The sequence below is a fragment of the Pseudomaricurvus sp. genome (assembly GCF_965662505.1).
Taxonomy (GTDB): domain Bacteria; phylum Pseudomonadota; class Gammaproteobacteria; order Pseudomonadales; family Cellvibrionaceae; genus Pseudomaricurvus.
This window is the reverse complement of the sequence record NZ_CBFIHX010000180.1, coordinates 1-5,376: the sequence shown is the minus strand read 5'-3', so window position 1 is coordinate 5,376 and position 5,376 is coordinate 1. Positions and strand designations below refer to the sequence as shown.

4 protein-coding genes are annotated in these 5,376 nt (G+C 47.6%); 3 read left to right on the top strand and 1 reads right to left on the bottom strand.

Annotated features, from left to right (window positions below; genetic code table 11):
- Positions 1 to 548 precede the first annotated feature (548 nt).
- From ACTG33_RS16065 to ACTG33_RS16055, 3 genes are all read left to right on the top strand, one after another.
- Positions 549 to 2,339 carry an acyl-CoA dehydrogenase C-terminal domain-containing protein gene (locus tag ACTG33_RS16065; RefSeq protein WP_439136236.1) on the top strand — a complete coding sequence of 597 codons (1,791 nt, stop codon included), beginning with the start codon at positions 549 to 551 and terminating at the stop codon, positions 2,337 to 2,339.
- Positions 2,340 to 2,700: 361 nt separating this feature from the next.
- Entirely contained in the window at positions 2,701 to 4,266 is a 1,566-nt protein-coding gene (locus ACTG33_RS16060) for a methyl-accepting chemotaxis protein (RefSeq protein ID WP_439136235.1), read from the top strand.
- A 3-nt stretch (positions 4,267 to 4,269) separates the two neighbouring features.
- On the top strand, positions 4,270 to 4,734 hold the full coding sequence (locus ACTG33_RS16055) for a methyl-accepting chemotaxis protein (protein ID WP_439136234.1): 465 nt from the start codon (positions 4,270 to 4,272) through the stop codon (positions 4,732 to 4,734).
- A 148-nt stretch (positions 4,735 to 4,882) separates the two neighbouring features.
- Here ACTG33_RS16055 and ACTG33_RS16050 read toward each other — a convergent pair whose 3' ends face one another.
- Positions 4,883 to 5,335 (bottom strand): hypothetical protein, encoded by a 453-nt coding sequence (locus ACTG33_RS16050; RefSeq protein WP_439136233.1) that lies wholly within the window; start codon positions 5,333 to 5,335, stop codon positions 4,883 to 4,885.
- Between the last annotated feature and the right edge of the window lie 41 nt (positions 5,336 to 5,376).

Below are 5,376 nucleotides of genomic sequence, written 5' to 3'. Positions count from 1 at the left end.
CTAGCTGGCAGGCTGTTGTGCCAGCTGGTTATCTTGTCAGCTAAGTTGTCTTGTCTACTAAGCTGTCTTGTTACAGGCTGCGTCCGGTAGCCTGATCTTTCTTCTGAAGATCTCTGTCTTCATCACGCCTCATTCTTATTTGTCCTTTTCCCCTCGATCCGTGTCGACAATGCCTGTCTGACGCTCCGAAGTGACTGTTTTCGCTAACAGTCGTCGGCTTTTCTGCTACAAGTTAAAAAGAGGGGAGTTTCTATAGGCTCTCGATGAATGCCCTTAGTGGAATAGTCCGCCACTTGACGAGCTGTGGGCGGGTACCTCTAAATAAACTTGCGTTTCAAACGCTTGTTTGTTTTAATTTTGGACAGTTTCCGGTGCGTTGACTCAAACGCCGAAACGGGATCGCAGGCCCAATCTTGCAGCGGTTGTGGTCTCTATCTTGCTCAAATTTAATAGCAACGCTATTGAGAGTTTATTGAAAGCTACTGAAATGCGACTGCAATTCAGGGCTCGTATATTCAATTTCCTGACGAATCTTAGAGGTGACAGAGATGGCCGACTATAAGGCTCCACTGCGTGACATGCGCTTTGTACTGAATGAAGTTTTCGAAGCAGACAAGCTGTGGGCTTCCCTGCCGGGGACTCAGGAGGTGGTAGATCCCGATACCGCAGACGCCATTCTGGAAGAGGCAGCCAAACTGATTGAGCAAGAAGTTGCACCCCTCAACCGCGAATCGGATGAGCAGGGCTGCCAGTGGAACGATGGCGTGGTGACTTCACCAGAAGGCTTCAAAGAGGCTTATCAGGCGTTTTGTGAAGGCGGCTGGAACGGTCTGGGCGGCAACCCCGAATACGGTGGTATGGGCATGCCCAAGACCCTGACGGCTCAGGTGGAAGAGATGCTGCAAGCGGGCAGTATGTCCTTTGGTCTGGCGCCGATGCTCACTGCTGGTGCCTGTTTGTCCCTGGATGCCCACGGGTCCGACGAGCTGAAAGAGAAATATCTGCCCAATATGTATTCCGGCGTCTGGTCTGGCGCTATGGATCTGACCGAGCCACACGCCGGTACCGATCTGGGGATTATCCGCACCAAAGCCACTGAAAATGCAGATGGCTCTTACGACATTACCGGCACCAAGATCTTTATTACCTGGGGCGAGCACGACATGGCTGAGAACATCATCCATCTGGTGTTGGCCAAGTTACCGGACGCGCCTGCTGGCCCCAAGGGCATTTCCCTGTTCCTGGTACCGAAAATCATGGTGAACGAAGACGGTTCTCTGGGCGAGCATAACTCCCTGAGCTGTGGTTCCATCGAGAAAAAGATGGGCATCAAGGGCTCGGCCACCTGTGTGATGAACTTCGACAACGCCAAAGGTTGGCTGGTGGGTGAAGTGAATCAGGGACTGGCCTGCATGTTCACCATGATGAACTACGAACGTCTGGTGGTGGGTATTCAGGCGCTGGGGGCTGCGGAGCACTCTTACCAGAGCGCCATTGAGTACGCTCGTGATCGTTTGCAGAGCCGCAGTCCTGAAGGCACGCAAAACCCGGAAAAAGCCGCCGATCCAATCATTGTGCACCCGGATGTGCGCCGCATGCTGTTGACCATGCGTGCACAGATCGAAGGGGCTCGTGCATTCTCCACCTACGTGGCCAAGTGGCTGGATATTGTTAAGTTCAGCGACGATGCGGATGCGAAGAAAGAAGCCGAGGCCATGGTGGCATTACTGACACCCGTCGCCAAGGCGTTCATTTCTGACAAGGCTTTGGAAGTGACTGTTGCTGGCCAGCAGATCTTTGGCGGCCACGGTTTTATTCGCGAGTGGGGTCAAGAGCAGCTGGTACGCGACGTGCGTATCACCCAGATCTATGAAGGCGCCAATGGTATTCAGGCGATGGATCTGATGGGCCGTAAAGTGGTTGCCAATGGCGGCAAGTTCTTTGATGTCTTTGCCAATGAAGTGCAGGCCTTTGTGGACGCCAATGCCGACGACGAGGCTATGGAAGAGTTTATCGAACCGCTGAAAAGTGAGTTGGATAACCTGAAATCGGTCACGGCCGAAGTGATTGCCGAAGCGCAGGATGACCCTAATGCCATCGGCGCTGCGGCTAACGACTATCTGCATTTATTTGGCCTCACGGCTTACGCCTACATGTGGGCGAAAATGGCCAAAGTGGCACTGGCCAATGAAGGCAGCAGCGATTCAGACTTCTACGAGAGCAAGCTGAAAATTGCCCGCTTCTTCTTCCAGCGTCAACTGCCAGCGACTCGTGCTTTGAGTGTGAGCATTCTGGCAGGCAGCGACACTCTGATGTCACTGGATGCGGATTTGTTTTAAGTTACAGTACCGATCGCGGGTCTGAGCTTGACAGTGCTCGCTAATCAGAATGAAAAAAGGGGCTTTGGCCCCTTGTTTCATTCTGATCTCTTTTATTAACCATCCTGTCTCATTATCTGCCTTCCTTGAGTTTTCAGACCTACTTCATGCTCTTTTTTCTGGGCTAGTTATTAATGGCCAAAGAAAAGTCGCCAATCACATGCCGGCAGGTGGCTGCTTCTTCTGAAAAACAGAAATTCAAATACAAATTGGTATTAAACCTTTTTATATCTAGGCCGCTAAGGCTTGTCTATACATATTACACAATGGCTCGTGCTGTAATACCGTTTTCAGGCTATGCCGACTGATTGAGGTCGTAAAAATGTTTCAGTTCAAACAGCTGCAAACCAAACTTATTTTTTGGTTTCTCGCCTTGTCCTTGCTTCCTCTGGGTGTATTTTCTTTTCTCGGGTTGAGTCAGTCGAAGGTTTTTATTGAAAGTAGTGCAATGGATAAGTTATCCGCAGTGGCTGATCTTAAACATTCACAGATCAGTGACTATTTCAAAGCATCAGAAGAAAACCTGCGGGTTGTTGCCGGTGAAAGCGGTATCCAAACTGCACTAATCGCTTTCAGTCAGGCTTTTGAAGGGGCTGGTTTTACCACGGATTCAGATGAATGGAAGCAGCTTGATAAGAAATATATCGATCGCGCTACATCTCTGGTTGAAGGTTATGGCTGGTACGATGTGTTTCTGATTAGTCCAAATGGCGATATTGTTTTTACTCAGGCTAAAGAGAGTGACCTGGGGCAGAATATCCTCAAATCCAGTATTCGTAGTTCCGGTTTGGGCAAGCTTTTATCAACTTTCATTGAGCACAGTTCAGCTGATGTGCTGACTTCAGATTTCTCTCCGTATGCGCCATCCAATGGTGATCCCGCTGCATTTCAGATGATTGAGGTGAGGTCAGATAGTCAGTTGTTGGGGTATCTGGCTCTGCAGCTCCCTTTGAATGAACTAAATGAGATCATGCAAAGCAGAGAGGGGATGGGTGAAACTGCGGAAACCTATTTAGTGGGCCAAGATAAACGCATGCGCACCGATTCGTATCTCAGCCCTGAAGACCACAGCGTAGCTCAATCATTTTCAGGCTCGGTAGAAAAAAATGGTGCAGATACGGAGAGTGTACGGCAGGCTTTGGCAGGAAATAGTGGGCGAGGATTGATTCTAGACTACAACGGAAACTCTGTACTTTCAGTATATAAACCTTTCTTAGTAGGCGAAAACAAATGGGCTTTAATTGCTGAAATTGATGAAGCAGAAGCTTTTGAGATGGCGCACCGATTACGTACGTTTGCGTTTATTATTCTGGCAATCAGTTTCGTGGTTGTGTTGGCGGGGGCCGTGTTCCTTGCTCGGCAGATTAGCAAGCCGATTGTACGCCTGGCTTCTTCTGTTGAACAGATGTCAACTGGAGACCTGACAGTTAGTATAGAAAAAGACTGTGTGGATGAAATTGGTCAGCTGCAAACAGCTTTTCAAACGATGGTTGCGACCCTGAATAGTATTATTAATCACATTCACGACTCATCTCATCAACAGGCGTCAGCAGCAACAGAGCTTTCGGCGATTACTGTTCAAACCAAAGAGATCGTCAGTAGCCAGCATTCAGCTACCGATCAAGTCGCTGCCGCTATCAATGAGATGAGCGCGACTATCGATGAAGTCGCCCGCAACACAACAGAAGCTGCAGGCGCTGCGAGAGAAGCAGATCGGGAAGTCAGTAACAGCAAAGTCATTGTTCAAAATACAGTCTCCGGGATTTTTGAGTTAACACAACAGTTAAAAGAGACCATGGGAACAATCAATCATTTGGCTCAAGGTGTCACCGGCATCAACGGTATTCTCAGTGTCATCAAAGGCATTGCTGATCAAACCAACCTGTAGGCGTTGAACGCGGCTATTGAGGCTGCTAGGGCTGGTGAACAAGGAAGAGGGTTCGCGGTTGTTGCAGACGAAGTGCGCTCGCTAGCTCAAAGTACCCAGACTTCTGCTGCAGAAATTGAGAGTATGATTGCAAAATTACAAGTTGATGCTGATGCGTCTGTGGATGCCATGAGTTTAGGCAGCCAAAAATCCAGTGAAATATCGAGTGCTGCTGAGAAATTGGAGGAAACTCTAAGCGTTGTTGAGCAATCGGTGGAAAGAATTACCGATATGAGTCTGCAAATATCGAGTGCTGCAGAGGAGCAAAGTCAGGCCTCTAATGAGATTAGTCGCAATGCCTGTGAGATTGGTGCTATGTCCGAACAATCCAATTTGGGAGCAGAGCAGATTGCAGAAGCCAGTGCAGAATTGGCTCAACTGGCTGAAGGTCTTATCGCTCAGGTGCAAAACTTTAAAGTAAAGAGTTAGTTCAAATACTCGCTTACGGCTCTGGTCGAGAGCATGATGCTGATCGATCAGGGACACTGACAGAGGTTAAATCAAAACTTTAGTATGTATTTGTCGGTAAAACTTACTCAAAATATTTTTGTGCCTGTCCTAATTGTTGTTAGCGAGTTCAGTCCGAAGGGCGATTTTTCCTTGCTTTGTTAAGCAGTTCTGCCTGCCTTGAGTACACTATTTTTAATAGGTTAATATCTGATGAGCTCCATTTGTCAGCCTCTATAGCTACGCTATTTGCGGCTTGAATAGATCCTATCGAGAGACTAAATACCATTACTGTTGATCGATCTGTTTCTGTAAAATCGTTTCTTCGTTTTTGATGGACGACCCAAACACAATCAAAGAATGCCTTATCGTAATTTTCCATTGTAGATTGGATGTCACGAATTACAGCCTTTGTTTTATTCGCACTCCATTGGTATGAAATTTCATCATCCGCACGAATAATTTTATCCTTATATTCTGTAATATGGGGCGCACATGGAAGATCTCCATAAAATATCAAATTCTCTTTATTTGAACATGATAAAAGTAAAGGCGCTATCAAAAGAGTGAAGTAATATTTCATTTGCATAGCGCCTAGTTAGATTTACTCTTTAGCCACCAATA